Source organism: Streptomyces sp. NPDC021212, from assembly GCF_044332925.1.
Classification (GTDB): domain Bacteria; phylum Actinomycetota; class Actinomycetes; order Streptomycetales; family Streptomycetaceae; genus Streptomyces.
Genome location: NZ_JBIRPZ010000010.1, coordinates 217,229 through 236,418, shown reverse-complemented (window position 1 = coordinate 236,418; position 19,190 = coordinate 217,229). Strand labels below are relative to the sequence as shown.

Genomic DNA, 19,190 nt, shown 5'->3' with positions numbered 1-19,190 from the left:
CGTCGCCCCCGGGCCGGAGCCCGTCCCCCTCGGGCCGTCAGGCGGATCCTGCCCCGCCCGGCGCGGCGGGGAACGGCACCACGGCCACTGTTACGTTGTCGTGGCCCCCGCCGTTGAGGGCGTGGCCCACCAGGACCCGCGCACTCTGCAGCGGCCGGCCCCGGGCGTCCGGCGGCACCGCGCGGGCCATCTCCTCCGCCGACTCGGCGTAGTTCCACAGCCCGTCGGAGCACACCACCACGACCCCCGGCCGGTCGGGCTTGAACGAGGCGGTGTGCGGCTCCAGTTCGTAGGCGTCCGCACCGAGCCAGCCGGTGATGGCGTGCGCCCGCTCGTCCGCGTACGCCTCGGCCTCCGACATCAGCCCCGCCGCCACCATCTGGGCCGCCCACGAGTCGTCCTCGGTGAGCCGGGCGGGCTGAGTCGCCCGGTCGTCGGGCACCCAGTAGACGCGGCTGTCGCCGATCCATCCGACGGTGAGCATGTCGCCGGTGACCACGGCGCTGACGATGGTGCAGGCCGGAGCGTTCTGATGGCGCTGGGGCTCCTCCTGCGGGACCGGCGCGGCGGTCTCCGCGGCGAGCGCGGTGACCGCGTCGGCCGCGGCCACGATCGCCTCGTTCATGGCCTGCTTCGGGTGGGCGCCGCGGGGGAGCGAGGTGAGCAGCGACGCTTCCGCCGCGTGGGCGGCCGCGGCTGACGCGTCGTCGGGGCGGGTGGCCGAGGAGACCCCGTCGCAGACCACCGCGACGACGGCCGGTGAGCCGTCCGGGAGGGCCGCGGTGGCCACCGAGAACGCGTCCTCGTTGCGGTGGTGGCGCAGCCCGCGGTCACTGGCCGCGGCGACACCCGCCAACTCCCGCTCCATATGGTCGCGCTCACGCGCCTGCGCGTGCCCGCAGTGCTCGCAGTATCCGTCCCTGTCGATGGTGCCCTCCTGGCACGCGGCGCACCGGGGGCGGCTGTCGCCGCCGGACAGCCGGGGATCCGCCCCGGCGCCGGTGCCCGCGCTCGCTGCCGTGCCTGTACTGGTGTGCGTTTGAGTGTGCGGGGGCGGGCCGGCGGGTGCGCCGGCGGGGGTGGTCGGTTGTGTGGCGGGCGCTGCCGGGCCCGGCGGGGGTGGCGCGTCGAGCGCCGCCGCGGTCCGCGGGTCCACCGGGGCCGGGGCAGCCAGCCGGTAGTCCTCCGGCTCCTGCCGTGCGGACGGCACGGCGGCCGACAAGTCGGCCCCGCACCCGCCACAGTAGTTGTCTCCCGCCTCCAGCGGCTCTGCACAGGTCGGGCAGGCTGACAGCTGGGGCAGCTGTGGCATCTGCGACATCGATCACACCCACGTCCTGGGGCGGTAGCGGTTGGCCCGCTCCACCAGTTCGATCCTTTCCTCGCCGCGCTGCGCGAGCCTGGCGAGTACCCGGTACGAGCGCTCCAGTCCGAACCGCAGCCCGCGCTCGTCCAGGCTGCTGCCGAGCAGCGGCGGCCGGGCCTGGCCCGGCGGCGCGCCGCTGCTGCCGGACAGTACCCAATCCAGCGCAATGCCCAGGACTTCCGTGCACAGCCGCTCGCGCCGCACCGCGTCGAGGCCGAACTCGCCCAGCCGCTCCACCTGGAGGGCTGCCGCCGTCAGATCGGCGAACAGCGCCTCCCGCGCGGCACGCTGGCGCAGCCGGGACCGGACCGCGGCTACCCGGGCCGCCGTGTAGTGGATCGACGACTCCGGAATCGACTCCAGCACCCGCACCGCCTCCGCCCGGTCCCCGGAGCACAGCCGGACCCGGGCCAGCCCGAACGCGGCGCTCACGAAGCTCGGATCGGTCGTCCACACGAGCCGGTAGTACTCTGCCGCGTTGTCCAGCTGGCCCAGCACCTCGGCGCAGACGCCGAGCGCCAGCTTCGGCGCGGGCTCCCCGGGGAACGCGTCGTAGATGGCGTCGAAGGACAGCGCGGCCGTCTCGTGGTCGCCGATGGCCAGCGCGTGCACCCCCCGGTACCAGACGATCCGCCAGTCGTCGCGGTACGCGGCCTCCAGCCCCGTCAGCGCGACGCCCGCCTCCTGCGCCTGCCCCAGCTCCAGCAGGGCGCGCACCCGGCGCAGCCGCAGCTCGGGCGAGTCGACCGGCGCGGTGTGCAGCGCCGCGCCGACCTCGGCGGGCGGGGCGGACAGCAGCCCGGCCAGGAAACCGGCGTTGGGATCGGACGGATCCACCAGCGGCACGGGCAGGGCGAGGGCGGTGGCCCGGGTGTCCAGCGACGCGATGGCGGGCAGCGGCAGGGCCGGCGGGCCCTGCGGCGGTACGGGGCCGCCCGGCGGCGCGCCCCGGTCCGCGGTCCGCCCGCCCAGCAGGGACGGATCCTGGCCCTGCTCGGCGAACAACGCCGTGTCCACCACCCGGGTCTCCGGCCCGAAGAGCGTCGACAGCGCCGGCCGGGGCCGCCCGGTCTGCAGCGCCACGGCCTCCCGCAGTACGCCGGTCAGCTGGTCGGACATCTCCTGCGCGGAGGAGAACCGGCGCTCCGGGTCGGGGTCGGTGGCCCGCACCAGCAGCCGGTAGAACGACTCGTACCGCCGGAAGACCTCGATGTGCTCGGGGTCCGGGAGGCTGTCGACGAAGACGTTCGTATAGCCCTGGAAGTCGAAGGTGAGCACCGCGAGCGTGCGGGCCACCGTGTACAGGTCGGAAGCGACCGAGGGACCCTGCTCGGCGACCTCCGGGGCCTGGTAGCCGACCGTGCCGTAGATGGCGCTGTCCTCGTCGTCCAGCCGGCGGACCGCGCCCATGTCGATGAGCTTGAGCTGATCCTGCTGCTGTATGGCGTTGTCGACCTTGAAGTCGCAGTAGAGCAGGTTGCGGCTGTGCAGATGACCCAGGGCCTCCAGCGCCTCGATCCCGTACGCACACGCCTGCTCGACCGCCAGCGGATCGCGCCTGCCGTCCGGGGTGCGCCGCTCGTTGGCGATGTCCTTGAGGGACTTGCCGCCGACGTACTCCATGACGATGTAGCCGTCGAGGCTGCCGGTGTTCTGGTCGAGGTGCTCGACGAAGTTGTAGATCCGGACGATGTTGGAGTGCTCGATCTCGGCGAGGAAGCGGCGCTCGGACACCGCGGCCGCCAGCGCCTCCTCGTCACCGGTGTCCAGCAGGCCCTTGAGCACCACCCAGCGGTCCGACACCGCACGGTCGATGGCCAGATAGACCCAGCCGAGCCCGCCGTGCGCCAGACAGCCGGCCACCTCGTACTGCCCGTGCACGATGTCGCCGGGGCCGAGCTTCGGCACGAACGAGTAGGGGTGACCGCACTTGGTGCAGAAACCCTCGGTGCGGCCCGGCCGGTCGCCGCGCGCGCGGCCCACCGGCGCCCCGCAGTCGCCCCGGCTGCAGAACCGCTTCCGCTCCGGCACCTCGGGGTTGGCCAGGACCGCCGTCCGCGGATCGGGGCGCGGCACCCCCGGGACGCTGACCAGGCCCGCACCCAGCGCGTTCCGCCCCGAGGCGGCCGAGGAGGAGCCGGAGCCGCGCACCGAGACCGAACGCGAGGAGCGCCCGGAGGAGGTGCGGGACAGCCGCCCGGACACCGAGCGCCGGGACGACGACGACCGGGATGGCCGGGACGCACGCGAGGAGGAGCGGGCCGACGACGAGCGGGACGGGCCCGAGCCGCGGCCTCCGCCGCCCGCGACGCCGGTGGGCGGTGAACTCACCATGCCCTGCGGGGAGACCACCGGGGCCATCCCGCAGGTGTCGCAGTACAGCTCGCCGCCGCCCACGTCCTCGTACGCCCCGCCGCAGTCGCGCCGCTGACAGGTGACCGTGTCACTCATACCGCTCCCCCTCGCTGCCGTGCTCGGCGGCGCCGTGACCGGCGGTGTCCTGCTGCCGGGGCACCAGCGCCTCGGCGGCCGCCCGCTGGTAGCGCAGGACCGCCTGCTCGGCGACGCGCAGATCGCACGGGGCGCTCCACAGCATCCGGCGCGCCGCGTCGTACCGCTCCACCAGCAACGGATCCTCCGCCATACCGTGCTGGGCGACCTTCGCCTTGTACGCGTCCAGCCGGCCGCGCAGCTCGGCGCGGACCGCGAGCGGCGCGGTCACCGCCGTCAACGACTCGCGGGCGCGCAGCAGTTCGTCGTCGGCGCGCTGCTCCAGGCTCTCCAGCAGCGGGGAGAGCCGGTGCCACTGGGCGCGCCGGCGGTAGTCCGCGGCCGTGACCAGCTGCTCGTGCAGGGCGGTCGGCGGGCCGCTGACCGCGGGCACCTCGGAGGCCGCGATCTTCGCCAGCACCTCACCGCGTGCCTGCCGGGCCTCCGCGAGGGTGCGGTCGGCGCGGGACAGCACATCGCGCAGCCGCATCAGACGCCGCTCCGCGTCCTGCCGGACGTCCAGGACGGCCTCGATCTCGCGCCGCACGTCGTCCAGCGCACGGGCGGCGCGGTCGTAGCGGACGGTGTCCGGGCTGCCGCCGCCGGGCGCCGAGCTGCCGGCGGCCGGTTTCCAGAAGGCGAGCGGATCGGAGACCACCTCGGCGCGCAGCGCGGTCAGCTCGGCGGTGATCTGCTCCAGATCGTCGCCCGAGGGGTGATCCCCGGGCCGCACCCCGACCGAGTGGGCGAGCGAACGGGTGCGGTGCAGCTCGGCGGAGAGCATGTCGATCCGGGCGGGCAACGCGGACCACACGGCGTCGGCCGTGACGATGACGTCCAGCGCCTCGGCATACCAGCGGTTCATCCGGTCGACCAGCCGCTCCAGGCTCAACTGCTCGCTGAGCAGCGGCGATCCGGTGATGGTGGCGGTGCTGGGCAGGGTGATACCGGGGCCGCGCAGCAACTCGGTCAGCTCGGCCAACTCGCCCGGGGTGGACCAGCGGTGTCGGGAGCGCACCTCGCGGGCGCGCTGGAGGGCGTCCGTGTACGCGTCGAAATAGCTCCACAGAAGGGAGATGGCCTGCTCGGTGGTGGCCCACCGGTCCTTGGTGACGCCCGTCAGCTCGGCGCCCTCGAGCAGCCTTCTGCCCGCGTGGTCCTGGAGGGCGAGCAGCGACGTCTCGATCGCCTCGTGCTCGGCGCCGAGCCTCGCCAGCGCACGGTCCACCTCTTCGCGGCCCATGGCCGGCCCCTCGGGTGTCCCCGCGGTGCCGGGGAAGGGTCCCGGGACCCCCATCGATCACCTCTCCGAGTCCGTGTCCGTATCCGTCAGGCGTGATCCGTCTGCCGTCTGCCGTCTGCTGCGACATCCCTACGCGTATGAACCGGGCGCTAATCCTTGCCGGTCCGTGATGCTCGGCTCCCCGCCGGTCGTCGGCTCCTTGTGCCCTCTGGTTCTTGGCTCCTCAATTTCTGGCCCTTCTAGTCCTTGGCCCCTCTAGTCCTTGTACATGGGATCCGGAGGTGCCGGGTTCCGCTGTGTCCTGCCGAAATCGTCCGCGAGCCAGGTGCGGTAGGCGCGCTGCCAGGGACTGGCGGCGCCGCCTCTGCGGTAGTCCTCCAGGACCTTGTTGACCCGGCGTACCAGGTCGTCGTCGTTCTTGTTCATCGCCACGCCGTACAGCTCGTCGGTGAATCGGGGGCCGACCAGCTTGACGGAGGGGTCCTGGGCGGCCTGGCCAGCCGCCAGCGCATTGTCCGTGATCACCGCGTCCACCTGACCCATCTGCAGCCTGACCAGGCAGTCCAGCTGGTTGGGAACGGGCTTCACCTTGATCGCGCCGAGTGCCTTGGCGCCCTTTTCCGGCTCGTCCAGCACGGCCTCGGCGGTCGAACCCTGCGCTGTGCAGACCCTCTTGCCGCGCAGGGTCGAGTTGTAGCCGGTGATGGACGAGCCGTCGGGGACCAGCACCTGCTGTCCGGCCTGGAAGTAGGCGGTGGAGAAGGCCACGTCCTTGATCCGGTCGCAGTTGATGGTCATGGTGCGCACCACGATGTCCACCTTGCCCTGCTGGAGGGCCTTGATGCGCTGACTGGTCGGAATGGTGCGGTAGATGACCGCGTCCGGATCGCCGAAGATGTCCTTGGCGATCGCGCGCACGAGGTCGATGTCGAACCCGGTCAGCTCACCGGTGGCCGGGTCGCGATAGCCCCAGCGGTAGCTGTTCTGGTCGACGCCCGCGATCAGCTTGCCGACCTTGTGCCCATGGATCTTCCGTTCCTTGATCCGCTTGATGGCCGGGCCGCTCGCCCCTGAGGGCCGCAGGCTCGCCTCCGGCTTCTCGCAGCTCTCCGCCGCCGCCTCGGAACCGGCGCCCATGCCGTGTGGCCCCACGTGGGATCGGTCGGACGGCTGGGACCGCGGGGCGTCGCTCCCGCCGTCCACCAGCGCGGGCACCATGATGGCCGTGGTCACCCCGAGGGCGCACACCACCGCGGCGACGCCCGAGCGCAGTCGCGCGGAACGTGGTCGTGTCGGTCGCATGTCTCTTCCCCCCATCGCCGTCACCGGTACTCCGACAGCCTGCGGCCTATGCCCAGGACCGCGCCCGCCGCGCCCAGCGCCGCCAGCACCCCGGCCCCGACCGCCATCCCGGTGAACGCCCCGCGCCCGCCGTCGGCCGCCTCCTGGAACTGCCGCTGCTCATGGCCCAGCGCCTTCGCCAGCTCGTCGTCCACCCGGTCGAAGGACTCGCCCGAGCTGTCCTTGGCGCCGATGACCTTCTCCAGCGCCTCCTTGTAGTCGCCCGCGTCATCGGCGCTGCGCGCCGCCTTGTGGCGGGCCTGCCACGCGCGGACCGCCGTGGTGGCCGCCTCCACCGGCTCCCGGCCGCCGCCGTCGTCCGCGAGATCATGCGCCCGGTCCAGCAGGCTGCCCCCGGCGGGACGGTCGCCGGATCCGCTGCCGACGAGCCCGGCCATCCGGGAGGCGTAGCTGACCTCGTAGGCGTCCTTGCCCTTGTTGGCGCCGTCCTTGTCGACGACGACCGCGCCGCGCGCGACCAGCGTCAGATTCTCGTCGGCGCGGGCCCGCAGCGAGGCGATCCGCGCCTCGTTGAGCACCCGCAGGGACTTCGCCCCATGGTCGTCGGACTCGTTCAGATCGGCGCGGGCGAGGGCATGGCCGGCCACCAGCCACACCAGCACCACCGTGGCGGCGGCGGACGCGCCCAGCAGACCGTGGTTGAACACCCGGTTGGTCCGCCGGTAGTTACGGCGCTGGGCCCAGCCCAGGGCGGCCAGCGCGACCACGCCCACCCCTATCGCCGCCCATGGCCAGGACTTCGCGTCCCCGTAGTCCTCGCCGAGCCGGGCGGTCTCCGCCTCGTACAGCCGGTCGGCGGCGGGCAGCAGCCGGGTGCGCATCGTGTCGTTCGCATACCGCAGATACGCGCCGCCCAGCGGCAGCCCCTGGCGGTTGTTGGCTCGCGCGGACTCGACCAGCCCCGTGTAGACCGGCAGCAGTTGGCTGATCTTCCGTATCTCGGCGCGTGCCGAGGCCGAACCCTCCGTGTTCGCCGCGGCGCGCACCAGCAGCTCGGACGCGGTGTCGATGTCCCGCTCATACCGCCGACGGACCGCGGCGGGCTCCTGGCCGCCCGCGAGGAAGCCGCTCGCCGCCGTGGTGTCGGCGTCGGCCAGCGAGCGATAGATCCGGGCGGCATCCGCGCTCAGCGGCTGGCTGTGCTCGGCCACCGCGTCGGCCGCGGTCTCCCGGTCGGAGACCTGCCAGGCCGTCACCGCCCCGAACGCCACCACCAGCGCGGCCAGCACGGCTCCGATGATCCGCAGCCGCCCGGGCTCGGTCGTGGCACCGGCCCGCAACCGGTCCACGCCCTCTCGCCACGCGGTCCGCGGCGGGGCCGCGGGCGCGGGCGGCGGCGCGGGTCTGCCGGTGGTCGACAGGTGTGACACAAGACCTCCCCCTTGGTCCGGACCCCACGGTCACTGTCCGCAGAAGTATGGACCGCGCCCCCCGCCAAGGTCACCGGTCTTGCCTGGATCTTGCTCGGACCGCGATCTTTCCTCCCCACTCTGATTACGCTCCGGAAGGACCCCCGGTTCCCATGTCGTCACCGTCAGTTTCCGTGACGCCCGTTCGCACACGCTGCGTTCGCGTGCCCTGAGCCCGCGCATCCTCGTCGTAGTGTCCGCGCAGCCGGGCGTGCGCCGCGGGTGGCGCGCCGGTGCGGTCCAGGCCGAGCAGCGCCGCACCGAGCACGGGCGGGGCCGTGACGACCCGGGGTGCGGCCTTCGGGGCGCGCCCCGCGAGGAGTTCGCGGACCCGGTCGTCCAGCTGCGGATGCCGGGCCGCGAGCACCCCGCCGCCCAGGATCACCGGCGTCTCCTCGGCCAGCAGGCCCAGCCGGGTCAGCGCGACCGTGGCCATCGTGACCACCTCCTCCGCCTGGCGGTCGACGATCGCGCGCGCGACCGCGTCGCCGCCCGCGGCCACCGCGAAGAGCACCGGCGTCAGCGCATAGCGGTGGGACGGCTCCAACCGCCCCAGGTGGACGGCCTCGATCAGCTCGTACATCGTGGTCAGGCCGAAGTGCGCGGGGAGGGCGCGGGCCAGCTCGGTCGGTTCGCCCCGGCCGTCCTCCGCGCGCGCCGCCCACCACAGCGCCTCCTCCGACAGGAAGCCCCCGCCGCCCCAGTCGCCGGAGAGCCGCCCGATGGCGGGGAAGCGGGCGGTGCGCCCGCCGTGGCCAAGACCGGCGCAGTTGATGCCGGCGCCGCAGACGACGGCGACGCCGGTCGGCTCGCCGTCGTCCGCGACCCCGGCCCGCAGCAGCGCGAAGATGTCGTTGGCGACCGTGAGGGTGTCGCCCCAGCCGCGGCCGGTCAGCGCCTCCGTCAGCTGCTCCTCCTCGCTCGGCAGATCGACGTTGGCCAGGCACGCGGAGACGTGCCCGACCCGCGGCGGGCCGGAGCCACCGGCCCGCCGCGCCGCTTCCTCCACCAGCCGCGCGAGCCCGCCGACGGCCCGCTCGGTGCCCACGACGGGCGGCCGGAAGCCGCCGCCGCGGGCCGTGCCGAGCACGGTTCCGTCCGGGCCGACCAGCGCGACGTCGGTCTTGCTGTTGCCCGCGTCGATCGCCAGCACGGACGGCCGCCCCGCGGTGGAGGCGGTGGAGGCCGGTGCGGAACCGGCCGGTTCGGACTGCGTCAGGCCCACGCCAGGTGCTCCCGGTTGTGCGCGATCAGGTCGTCGGTCAGCTTCTCGGCGCAGTCGATCTGGCCGATGAGGGGGTGGGAGAGCAGCGCCTGGAAGACGCGCTCCCGCCCGCCCTTCAACGCTGCCTCCAGCGCCAGGTGTTCGTACGCCGTGACATGGGCGACCAACCCGGCGTACAGCGGCTCCAGGGGGCGTACCGGGAGCGGCTTCGCGCCGTGAGCGTCCACGGTGGCCGGGACCTCGATCACCGCGTCGTCGGGCAGGAAGGGCAGGGTGCCGCCGTTGAACGCGTTGACGATGCGGACCTCCCCGCTGTCGCGCAGCAGCGACGAGGTCAGATCGACCGCCGCCTCCGAGTAGAACGCGCCACCGCGCCGGCTCAGCAGCTCCGGCTTCTCGTCGAGCGCGGGGTCGCCGTACATCTCCAGCAGCTCGCGCTCGATCGCCGCGACCTCCGCCGCCCGCGACGGCTTCGTGCGCAGCTCCCGTACGACGGCGTCGTGCTGGTAGTAGTAGCGCAGGTAGTAGGACGGGACGACGCCCAGCCGGTCCACCAGGTCGCGCGGCATCCGCAGATCGTCGGCGATCGCCGCACCGTGCTCGGCGAGCAGCTTGGGCAGCACGTCCTCGCCGTCCGGCCCGCCGATGCGCACCGACCGCTCCCAGGTGAGGTGGTTGAGGCCGACGTGCTCCAGCGTCACGTCCCCGGGCGCCACGTTCAGCAGCTTCGCGAACTTGCGCTGGAAGCCGATGGCGACGTTGCACAGGCCGACGGCCCGGTGCCCGGCCGTCAGCAGCGCCCGGGTCACGATGCCGACCGGGTTGGTGAAGTCCACGATCCACGCGTCCGGGTTGCGGCGGCGCACCCGCTCCGCGATGTCCAGCACCACCGGGACGGTACGCAGCGCCTTGGCGAGCCCACCCGCGCCGGTGGTCTCCTGGCCGACGCAGCCGCACTCCAGCGGCCAGGTCTCGTCCTGGTTGCGCGCGGCCTGGCCGCCGACGCGCAACTGGAGGAGCACCGCGTCGGCGCCGTCCACGCCCGCGTCCAGGTCGTCCGTCCAGGAGATCTTCCCGGGATGGCCCTGCCTGGCGAAGATCCGGCGGGCGAGCCCGCCGACCAGCTCCAGCCGGTCCGTGGCCGGGTCGACCAGGACCAGTTCCTCCATGGGGAGCACATTCCGCAACCGGGCGAACCCGTCGATGAGTTCGGGGGTGTAGGTGGACCCGCCCCCCACGACTGCGAGTTTCAACCCTTGACTCCTGTCAGTGTGACGCCTTCGACGAAGGCTTTCTGAGCGAAGAAGAAGACGATGATGACGGGGGCCATGACCAGCAGTGTCGCGGCCATGGTCAGATTCCAGTTGACGCTGTGCGCGCTCTTGAAGCTCTCCAGCCCGTAACTGAGCGTCCAGGCGGCCGGGTTCTGCGCGGCGTAGATCTGCGGGCCGAAGTAGTCGTTCCAGCAGTAGAAGAACTGGAAGAGCGCGACGGCCGCGATGCCCGGCTTGGCCATCGGAACGATGATGCGCAGCAGGGTACGGAACTCCCCGCAGCCGTCGACCCTCGCCGACTCCAGGTACTCCCGTGGAATCGTCAGCAGGAACTGGCGCAGCAGGAAGATGGAGTACGCGTCGCCGAAGGCCATCGGGATGATCAGGGGCCACAGCGAGCCCGACAGGTGGAATTGCTGGGCCCAGACCAGATACATGGGCACTACGATGACCTGCGGCGGAAGCATCATCGTCGAGATGACCAGGAGCATGGCGGTACGGCGGCCACGGAAGCGGAACTTGGCGAGCGCGTACGCGACCGGGATGGACGAGCAGAGCGTGAACAGGGTGCCGAGCACCGCGTACATCAGCGAATTGCGCCACCAGTCGAGAAAACCGGGGGTCCGGAAGACGTCGGCGTAATTCGACCAGTGCCATTCGGTGGGCCACAGGGCGCCGCTCATCGCCTGCTCGTCGCTCATCACGGCGGTCAGGAAGACGAAGACGAACGGCAGCAGGAAGAAGAGCGCCGCGGCGATGGCGACCGTGTGCACGGCGATCCAGTGGAGCGCGGCGCGGCGGCGGGCGGCCGGGGCGGGGGAGGGCCGGGTGTGGGGACGGACGGGTGCGGAGGGTGCCGTGAGGGTGGTGGTTGCGGTCATGGCGGACGGTCCTCTCAGTCCTCGGCCGACAGCAGGCCGGCGCGCCGGCGCATCAGCAGCGTCGTCACTGCCATCGCGATCGCGAAGAGCACGAGCGAGAGCACGCAGGCGGCCCCGGTGTTGAAGTTCTGGAAGCCGAGCGAGTAGACGAGCTGCGGCACGGTGAGGGTGGAGTGGTCGGGATAGCCGGGCTGGATGACCGAACCGGGCCCGATGCTGACGCCGGAGGCGAGCTTTCCGGCCACCAGCGCCTGGGTGTAGTACTGCATGGTCTGGACGACACCCGTCACGACCGCGAACATCACGATCGGGGTGATCGACGGCCAGGTCACATAGCGGAACTTGTGGAGCGCGTTCGCGCCGTCCAGGTCGGCCGCCTCGTACTGGTCCTTCGGCACGTCCAGCAGTGCCGCCATGAAGATGACCATGAGGTCGCCGATGCCCCACAGGGACAGCAGGACGAGCGACGGCTTGGCCCACGTCGGGTCGTTGAACCAGTTGGGGGCGGAGATCCCGATCGATCCGAGAATGTCGTTCACCGGGCCGGTGCCGGGATTGAGCAGAAAGACGAAGGCGACGGTGGCCGCCACCGGGGGAGCCAGATACGGAAGGTAGAACGCGGTGCGGAAGAAACCGACCCCGGCCTTGACCTTGGTGACCAGAAGACCGATGCCGAGACCGAAGACGACCCGCAGCGCGACCATCACCACGACCAGCCAGAGCGTGTTCCACAGCGCCGGGCCGAACAACGGCATCTGCTCGAACACGTACCGCCAGTTCCGCAGCCCCACAAAGGTCGGGGCCTCGATCTGGTTGTAGTGCATGAACGAGAAATAGACGGTGGCGACCAGCGGATAGCCGAAGAAGACGGTGAAACCGACCAGCCAGGGGGAGAGGAAACCGAGGGTGCGCAGCCGCTCGCGCGCGGCCTTGCGGCGCAGGGCGGGGGAGTTCGTCACTGTGGCCATGTCGCGCTCCGTCAGTTCTGGGCCTGGAGATTGTCGGCGTCGATTTCCTTGTCGAGTTCCCGCAGGCCCTTGGCCAGGTCGTGCACCTTGCCCTCCTCGACGCCGTAGGAGAAGTCCTGGAGGGAGACCACGTACTGGCCGCCGTTGATCGAGGCGGGCAGGGCGGTGCTGTATCGGTTCTGCGCGATGTCCAGGAAGGCGCGGAAGGTGGGGTCGGGATCGAGCCTGGGGGAGGCGAGTGCGGCCTTGGTGGACGGTACGTTGTGGATGGCGTTGGCGAAGGAGACGACCTGGTTCGTGTCGGCGGTCAGGAACTTCACCAGTTCCCACGCCGCGTTCTGGTGTTTGCTGCTGTGCCCTATGCCGACCACCGTTCCGGTGAGATAGCCCCGGCCGTATGTCTCGGGCTGGTCGTCGGGCACCGGCAGGGGAGCGGTGCCCCACTTGAATTTTGCGCCCTTCATGTAGAGGCCGCGCCATTCGCCGTCCATGTGCATGGCCAGCTTCCCGGTGAGAAAGGCGTTCTGGGAGGACATCTCGTCGCCGAAGGACGTACGGAACTTCTCCAGCGGGCCGTAGCCGCCCTGGCTCCGTACCAGATCCCGGGTGGTGGCGAAGAAGTCCTTGGCGGCGCTTCCCTTCGCCAGCCGCGCCTTTCCGTCCTTGCCGAAGTAGGTCGGGCCCCACTGGGCGAAGAGGCGGTCCGGGCTGTTCTGGTAGAGCCGGAAGTTCGGCATGAAGCCGACCCGCTCGTAACCGCCGTTCTTGGTGCGCTTGGTGAGCTTGACGGCGTCCCGCTTCAGCTCCGACATGGTGCGCGGCGGCCGGGAGATTCCGGCTTCCCGGAACGCGTCCTTGTTGTAGTACATGCCGTACGCGTCGGCCAGCAGCGGCAGCGCGCACTGGTCGCCGTCGTAGCTGGTGTAGTCCAGCAGAGTCTTGGGGAAGACCTTGTTCTTGTCCATTCCGGTCTTCTTCATGAACGGGTCCAGGTCCGCCCACATCCCGGACGAGCAGTACTGTCCGACATTGTTGGTGGTGAACGACGAGGCGACGTCCGGAGCGTCGTTCCCGCCGGCCCGCAGCGCCTGGTTCAAGGTGGCGTCGGTGACGTTGCCGGTGATCTTCACCTTGATGTTGGGATGGATTTCCTCGAACCGGGCGATGCTGGCATCGATCGCCTTGACCTCCTTCTTCTCCGACCAGCCGTGCCAGAACTTCAGCGTGACGGGTTTGGTCGGATCGTCGGTCGCGCTGCCGGTGCTGGGATTGGCGCATCCGGTCAGCAGCAGGGCACCGGCGCTCAGTACCGAGACGAGGACAGCCGGCATTCGGGGCATGGGGATACTTCCTTTACTGCGGGGGACGGCAGGGGAAGCGGCGGTGCGGGCGCCGGATGAGAAAAGGAGCTCGGCCCGAACAAGGTTCAGGCGGGAACGGTTCAGGCGGGAACGGTCATTCTCATGCGGTGTCGAAAACGGTGTTACGGGCATCGGTGACCGCCTGACGCAGCGCGCCGATGAGTATCGGGTCCCCCTCGATATCGCTGATCCGCAATTCCGGCCGGGGCAGCGCGAGCCCCGTCAGCTCGGTCTCGACCAGCTCGCGCAGCCGCTCCCCACCGGCCTGCGCGACCTCCCCCGACAGCACCACCAGCTCCGGGTCGACCACCGCGACGACGGAGGCGAGCCCGGTGGCCAGCCGCCGGGCCAGCTCGGTCAGCACCTCGTCGCCCGCCCCCGGGGTGCGCAGTGCGGCGGTCAGCGCCTTGGCGGCCGTGGGTGCCTCGATGCCGTGCTCCCGGGCCAGTTCCACGACGGCGGGACAGCCGACCAGCTTCTGGAACCCGCCGCCGCCGTCCGGCGCGGCCGCGGCGTCCGGCCCGCCGCGGGCGAGCGGCGCCCCCGGCAGCGGCATGTAGCCGATCTCCCCCGCTCCGCCGGTGGCCCCGCGCAGCAGCGTGCCGCCGAGCACGATGGCCGCGCCGACCCCCTCGTCGGCCCAGACGAGGGCGAAGTCGTCGAAGTCCTGGGCGGTGCCGTGGTGCTGTTCGGCGACGGCCGCCAGATTGACGTCGTTCTCGATGACGATCGGGGTGTGCAGCACCTCGGCCAGCTCGTCCCGCAGGGCGCGCGACTGCCAGCCGGGCAGATGCGGTGCGTAGCGCAGGGTCCCGGTGCGCGGGTCGAGGGCGCCGGGGGTGCCGATGACGGTCCCGTGCAGGTCGGCCCGGTCGAGCCCGGCCGCGGCCAGGGCGCCGTCGACGGCCTCGGCCACCAGCTCCGCGGTGCGGCCGGTCAGGGACTCGTCGGTGGTGGGGGCGGTCACCCGGTGCTCGCCGACCACCTGGCCGGTGATGTCGGCGACGGCGGCGGTGATGCCCTCCTGGTCGACGGCGAGCGCCGCGACATGGGCGGCGGCCGGGTTGATCTCGTACAGCTGGGCGTTGGGCCCGGGCCGGCCGGTCACGTTGCCGGTCGGCCGGACAAGACCGGCGGACTCCAGGCGCGTCAGCAGTTGCGAGGCGGTCGGTTTGGACAGCCCGGTCAGCTCCCCGAGCCGGGTCCGGGTGAGCGGGCCGTGCGCGGCCAGCAGGTCCAGCGCGGCCCGGTCGTTCATGGCGCGCAGGACCCGGGGGGTCCCGGGGGTGCCGTTGGGGTTGCCGGGGGGTGGTGCGGCCATGGTGGTGCCCCGCCTCACTCTGTTAAGAAACTTTCCTATTGATGAAGAGGAAGGTAGGGCGCTTCCGGGGTGGCGTCAATGGGGGTGAGCATCCGGATTTGGCGTCTTCTTGGCGAAGACATGGACCTGGCATGGACAAGACACCGAGAGAGTGGCCTATCGACCATATGGATCATTCACAGGGGGCTACGTGAGATCCTCTTCTTTCGGTATACGCACGGCCTTGGTGATGGCAACGGCACTGCCGCTGGCCGCCGGTGCGCTCGTAGCGGGCATACCCGCCGCCCGGGCCGACTCCGCACCGTCCGACCGGGACACCCTGAGCGCGACCAAGCCCGGCTGGGCCACGGCGCGTTCGGACCGGGGTGCCGCCGCCGACAGCGGTAAGGTCACCGCGCGCGTCTACCTCGCCGGGCGGGACGCCAAGGGGCTCGCCGACTACGCGGCCGCCGTGTCCGACCCCTCCTCGCCCAGCTACCGCAGGTACCTGACGGCGCGGCAGACCCGGGCACGGTTCGGGCCGACCCGGCAGCAGACCGACGCCGTGACCACCTGGCTGCGGGGCTCAGGACTCACCGTCACCGGCCACAACCAGCACTACCTCTCGGTGACCGGTAAAGTGGCCGCCGCCGAGAAGGCGTTCGGCACCCAGCTGCACAACTACGCCAAGGACGGCAAGGTCTACCGGGCCCCGGCCAAGGCCGCCACCGTGCCCGCCTCGCTGGACGGCGCCGTCCTCACCGTCGTCGGCCTGGACAACGCGCCCAAGCGGGCGAAGCACATGGCCACCCAGGGGGAGACGCTGCCGCCGCCCGGAGCGGTCTTCAAGAACGCCGGGCCGTTCTCCAGTTACTACGGCTCCCGGACCGACAAGAGCCTGCCTTCCGCGTACGGCGCCAAGCAGCCGTACGCCGTCAAGGGCTACACCGGCAAGCAGTTGCGCGCCGCCTACGGTGCCAAGAGCCGCAACACCGGCAAGGGCGTGACGGTCGCCATCACCGACGCCTACGCCTCGCCGACCATCGCCGCCGACGCCGCCCGCTACGCGCGGAGCAACGGCGACCCCGGCTACCGCAAGGGCCAGCTGACGCAGGTGCTCCCCGCCGAGTACCGGCACACCGAGGAGTGCGACGCGAGCGGCTGGTACGGCGAGGAGACCCTCGACGTCGAGGCCGTGCACGCCCTGGCGCCCGCGTCCGACATCACGTACGTCGGCGGCGCGTCCTGCACGGACGACGATCTGCTGGACGCGCTCGCCAAGGTCGTCGACAACCGGCTGGCCGACATCGTCTCCAACTCCTGGGGCGATGTGGAGGCCCACCAGACCCCGGACCTCGCGCTCGCCTACGACCAGATCTTCCAGCAGGGCGCGGTCGAGGGCATCGGCTTCTACTTCTCCTCCGGCGACAACGGCGACAACGTCGCCTCCACCGGCACCAAGCAGGTCGACACCCCCGCCAACTCGGCGTGGGTGACGGCGGTCGGCGGCACCTCACTGGCCGTCGGCAAGGGGAACACGTACCAGTGGGAGACCGGCTGGGGCACCACCAAGTCCACCCTGACGGCGGACGGCGCCAACTGGAACTCCCTGCCCGGCGCGTTCACCTCGGGCGCCGGAGGCGGCACCAGCAAGACCGTGCCGCAGCCGTTCTACCAGCGCGGTGTGGTGCCCGACGCGCTCGCCAAGGCGAACGGCGGCAGCGCCAAGCAGCGCGTCACCCCGGACGTCGCGGCCGTCGCCGACCCCAACACCGGCTTCCTGGTGGGGCAGACGCAGACCTTCCCCGACGGTTCGCTCCAGTACGGCGAATACCGCATCGGCGGCACCTCGCTGGCCGCCCCGGTGATCGCCGGGGTTCAGGCGCTGGCCCAGCAGGCGGGCGGCGGACGGCCCCTCGGCTTCGCCAACCCGTCGCTGTACGGCCGGTACGGCACCGCCTCGTACCACGACGTGACCGACCATCCGCTGGGTGCCGGGGTCTCGCTCGGCGTGGTCCGGGTCGACTACGTCAACAGCCATGACGCCTCGGACGGCCTGGTCACCTCGCTGCGCAGCCTCGGCCGCGACAGCTCGCTGAGCGCGGTCGTGGGCTACGACGACGTGACCGGGGTGGGCACCCCGGCCGCCGGATACCTGGCGTCGTACGGGGCGCACCGGCGCTGAGCCGCCGCCTGGCGCTGAGCCGCCCGTCCTCTCACTTCGAGGGGGCGGGCGGTGTCGTCGTGGCGGGCGGCGTGAGGGGGCTGGCCGCCGCGGACTGCGGCGACTCCGGGTTGGCCAGTGCGGACGGCGCGGTCATGGACGCCGTCGGGTCGGCCGCGTCCGTCGCCAGGTTCGGCTCGGACGGGTGGCCGACCAGCTGGATGCCCGCCTCGTCCAGCGCCTTCTTGATCCGCCAGCGCAGCTCGCGCTCGACCCCGAGCGCCTTGCCCGGCATGGTCCGCGCCGAGACCTGGACGACCATGGAGTCCAGGTAGACCGCGGTGAGCCCCAGCACCTCGATCGGCTCCCACAGCCGCTCGTTCCACGGCTCGTCCTTGGCCATGTCCACTCCGACCTGGCTGATCACCGCGCGGACCCGGTCCAGGTCCTCGTCGGCGCGGATCTGGACGTCCACCCCGGCCGTCGCCCAGCCCTGGCTGAGGTTGCCGATCCGCTTGACCTCGCCGTTGCGGACGTACCAGATCTCGCCGCTGTCCCCGCGCAGCTTGGTGACCCGCAGGCCGACCTCGATCACCTCGCCGGAGGCCACCCCCGCGTCGATCGAGTCGCCCACCCCGTACTGGTCCTCGAGGATCATGAAGACTCCCGAGAGGAAGTCGGTGACCAGGTTGCGGGCGCCGAAACCGATTGCCACGCCCGCCACACCGGCGCTCGCGAGCAGCGGCGCCAGATTGATCTGGAGGGCGGAGAGGACCATCAGTCCCGCGGTCCCCATGATCGTGAACGAGGCGACCGAGCGCAGTACCGAGCCGATGGCCGCGGACCGCTGTCGCCGCCGCTCGACGTTGACCAGCAGTCCGCCGAGCGCGGTGCCGTTCCCGGCCGGGGTCGTGCGGTTCATGCGCTCTATCAGCTTGGTGATTCCCCGCCGTACGACGGACCGGAGCACAAACGCGATCACCAGGATCAGGGCTATGCGCAGCCCCACGCTGAGCCAGGTGGACCAGTTCTCCTCCACCCAGCCCGCAGCGTTGGTGGCGCTCCTGTGCGCATCGTCCAGCGTCGGGGTCGTGGGACGAGGCGTCGAGTCAGCGGCCAGAGCAGCGGACCAGAACACAGCGGAAACCCTTCGTGTGCGGCATGCCCGCGCGGCGCGCGGATGGCGCACGCGCAATTCCTTCACACAGTAGCGGGGCGCGGGAAAGCGCCGTTCCTGTGTTCGAGAGCACGCGAGCGCGCCGGGGGGCGCACGAAAGCAGGGGGACCGGCCTCAGCTCGCGGTTTCCGCCGCCGCCCGGGACCCGGTGATCGCCGGGGCGGACCCCGGACCGCCCGGGACCGTGATTCTTGCCACTCCGGCGAAGCTCTGGTGGGCCTCTGTGCAGTGTGCTCGGGTCGTATACGTGCGGTACGCGGAAATGCCTCTCAACCGTTAACCCGGTGATAGTGGCGTTCCGGCCAGGGTTCAGGGGAAACTGGGTGAGATCGTCCCGGCGCGAGCCACGCGCCGCCGGCGTACAAGGAGGCATCCGTGCCGCATGTCCTGGTCCTCAACGCGTCGTACGAGCCGCTCGGCGTCGTACCGCTCCGCCGCGCGCTCATTCTCGTCCTCAACGACAAGGCCGTCAGCCTCGAGGACTCAGGCGCCCTGATGCACAGCGCAACCCGCGCGATCCCCGCTCCCAGCGTCGTCAGGCTGAAGCGCTTCGTGAGGGTGCCCTTTCGCGGGCCCGTCCCGCTCACCCGCCGCGCCCTGTTCGCCCGCGACGGCGGCAGATGCGCCTATTGCGGTGGCGTCGCAACCAGCGTCGATCACGTCATCCCGCGCAGCCGTGGCGGGCAGCACACCTGGGAGAACGTGGTCGCCGCCTGCCGCAGGTGCAATCACGTCAAAGCCGACCGGCACGTCGCCGAGATCGGCTGGCGGCTGCGCCATCAACCCGCGCCGCCGTCCGGCCTCGCCTGGCGCATCATCGGCACCGGCCATAGGGACCCGCGCTGGCTGCCATACCTGGAGGCATTCGGCGCGGACGACGCGATGGCCCGGATCGACGGCAAATCCGCCTGAGATACCGGGCTGGTGCTTTTTCAGGGCTCGGTTCTCCCCTCAGCCGGCCGCTGGGGGA

Annotated in this window: 14 protein-coding genes; 2 read left to right on the top strand and 12 right to left on the bottom strand. The window is 71.7% G+C overall.

Annotated elements, in window-relative coordinates; translation table 11 throughout:
- Positions 1-37: 37 nt before the first annotated feature.
- The 11 genes from ACH4SI_RS26945 to ACH4SI_RS26895 form a co-directional block, all read right to left on the bottom strand.
- Entirely contained in the window at positions 38-1,321 is a 1,284-nt protein-coding gene (locus tag ACH4SI_RS26945; protein WP_398299884.1) for a PP2C family protein-serine/threonine phosphatase, read from the bottom strand.
- A 3-nt stretch (positions 1,322-1,324) separates the two neighbouring features.
- Complete coding sequence (locus ACH4SI_RS26940; protein WP_398299882.1) at positions 1,325-3,817, bottom strand: tetratricopeptide repeat protein; 2,493 nt, start codon at positions 3,815-3,817, stop codon at positions 1,325-1,327.
- Positions 3,810-5,153 carry a hypothetical protein gene (locus ACH4SI_RS26935; protein ID WP_398299880.1) on the bottom strand — a complete coding sequence of 448 codons (1,344 nt, stop codon included), beginning with the start codon at positions 5,151-5,153 and terminating at the stop codon, positions 3,810-3,812. The genes ACH4SI_RS26940 and ACH4SI_RS26935 overlap by 8 nt, the downstream gene beginning before the upstream one ends.
- A gap of 201 nt (positions 5,154-5,354) precedes the next feature.
- Entirely contained in the window at positions 5,355-6,401 is a 1,047-nt protein-coding gene (locus ACH4SI_RS26930) for a glutamate ABC transporter substrate-binding protein (protein ID WP_398299878.1), read from the bottom strand.
- Positions 6,402-6,421: 20 nt separating this feature from the next.
- Complete coding sequence (locus ACH4SI_RS26925) at positions 6,422-7,831, bottom strand: hypothetical protein (RefSeq protein WP_398299876.1); 1,410 nt, start codon at positions 7,829-7,831, stop codon at positions 6,422-6,424.
- Between the two features lie 124 nt (positions 7,832-7,955).
- Positions 7,956-9,095 (bottom strand): N-acetylglucosamine kinase, encoded by a 1,140-nt coding sequence (locus tag ACH4SI_RS26920; protein ID WP_398299874.1) that lies wholly within the window; start codon positions 9,093-9,095, stop codon positions 7,956-7,958.
- Positions 9,086-10,348 carry a 6-phospho-beta-glucosidase gene (locus tag ACH4SI_RS26915; protein WP_398299872.1) on the bottom strand — a complete coding sequence of 421 codons (1,263 nt, stop codon included), beginning with the start codon at positions 10,346-10,348 and terminating at the stop codon, positions 9,086-9,088. Before ACH4SI_RS26915 ends, ACH4SI_RS26920 begins: the two co-directional genes overlap by 10 nt.
- Positions 10,345-11,250, bottom strand: a complete 906-nt coding sequence (locus tag ACH4SI_RS26910) for a carbohydrate ABC transporter permease (protein WP_398299870.1) — start codon at positions 11,248-11,250, stop codon at positions 10,345-10,347. Before ACH4SI_RS26910 ends, ACH4SI_RS26915 begins: the two co-directional genes overlap by 4 nt.
- Before the next feature lie 14 nt (positions 11,251-11,264).
- A complete protein-coding gene (locus ACH4SI_RS26905; protein ID WP_398299868.1) occupies positions 11,265-12,218 on the bottom strand; it encodes a carbohydrate ABC transporter permease in 954 nt (317 codons plus the stop codon).
- Positions 12,219-12,229: 11 nt separating this feature from the next.
- On the bottom strand, positions 12,230-13,558 hold the full coding sequence (locus ACH4SI_RS26900) for an ABC transporter substrate-binding protein (protein WP_398299866.1): 1,329 nt from the start codon (positions 13,556-13,558) through the stop codon (positions 12,230-12,232).
- Positions 13,559-13,679: 121 nt separating this feature from the next.
- Positions 13,680-14,900 carry an ROK family transcriptional regulator gene (locus ACH4SI_RS26895; RefSeq protein ID WP_398299864.1) on the bottom strand — a complete coding sequence of 407 codons (1,221 nt, stop codon included), beginning with the start codon at positions 14,898-14,900 and terminating at the stop codon, positions 13,680-13,682.
- A 229-nt stretch (positions 14,901-15,129) separates the two neighbouring features.
- Here ACH4SI_RS26895 and ACH4SI_RS26890 point away from each other — a divergent pair, with 229 nt between their 5' ends.
- Complete coding sequence (locus ACH4SI_RS26890; protein ID WP_398299861.1) at positions 15,130-17,064, top strand: protease pro-enzyme activation domain-containing protein; 1,935 nt, start codon at positions 15,130-15,132, stop codon at positions 17,062-17,064.
- A 31-nt stretch (positions 17,065-17,095) separates the two neighbouring features.
- Here ACH4SI_RS26890 and ACH4SI_RS26885 read toward each other — a convergent pair whose 3' ends face one another.
- The gene (locus tag ACH4SI_RS26885; RefSeq protein WP_398299859.1) at positions 17,096-18,181 is read right to left on the bottom strand and encodes a mechanosensitive ion channel family protein; all 1,086 of its coding nucleotides are present in this window, start codon (positions 18,179-18,181) and stop codon (positions 17,096-17,098) included.
- A gap of 414 nt (positions 18,182-18,595) precedes the next feature.
- On the opposite strand from ACH4SI_RS26885, the gene ACH4SI_RS26880 reads away from it, so the two are divergent.
- Positions 18,596-19,132, top strand: a complete 537-nt coding sequence (locus ACH4SI_RS26880; protein WP_055552818.1) for an HNH endonuclease — start codon at positions 18,596-18,598, stop codon at positions 19,130-19,132.
- Positions 19,133-19,190: the final 58 nt, after the last annotated feature.

Coding starts and splice junctions, on each gene's coding strand:
- ACH4SI_RS26945 (WP_398299884.1), bottom strand. CDS start 1,321: ATGTCGCAGATGCCACAGCTGCCCCAGCTGTCAGCCTGCCCGACCTGT.
- ACH4SI_RS26940 (WP_398299882.1), bottom strand. CDS start 3,817: ATGAGTGACACGGTCACCTGTCAGCGGCGCGACTGCGGCGGGGCGTAC.
- ACH4SI_RS26935 (WP_398299880.1), bottom strand. CDS start 5,153: ATGGGGGTCCCGGGACCCTTCCCCGGCACCGCGGGGACACCCGAGGGG.
- ACH4SI_RS26930 (WP_398299878.1), bottom strand. CDS start 6,401: ATGCGACCGACACGACCACGTTCCGCGCGACTGCGCTCGGGCGTCGCC.
- ACH4SI_RS26910 (WP_398299870.1), bottom strand. CDS start 11,250: ATGACCGCAACCACCACCCTCACGGCACCCTCCGCACCCGTCCGTCCC.
- ACH4SI_RS26905 (WP_398299868.1), bottom strand. CDS start 12,218: ATGGCCACAGTGACGAACTCCCCCGCCCTGCGCCGCAAGGCCGCGCGC.
- ACH4SI_RS26900 (WP_398299866.1), bottom strand. CDS start 13,558: ATGCCCCGAATGCCGGCTGTCCTCGTCTCGGTACTGAGCGCCGGTGCC.
- ACH4SI_RS26895 (WP_398299864.1), bottom strand. CDS start 14,900: ATGGCCGCACCACCCCCCGGCAACCCCAACGGCACCCCCGGGACCCCC.
- ACH4SI_RS26890 (WP_398299861.1), top strand. CDS start 15,130: ATGGCAACGGCACTGCCGCTGGCCGCCGGTGCGCTCGTAGCGGGCATA.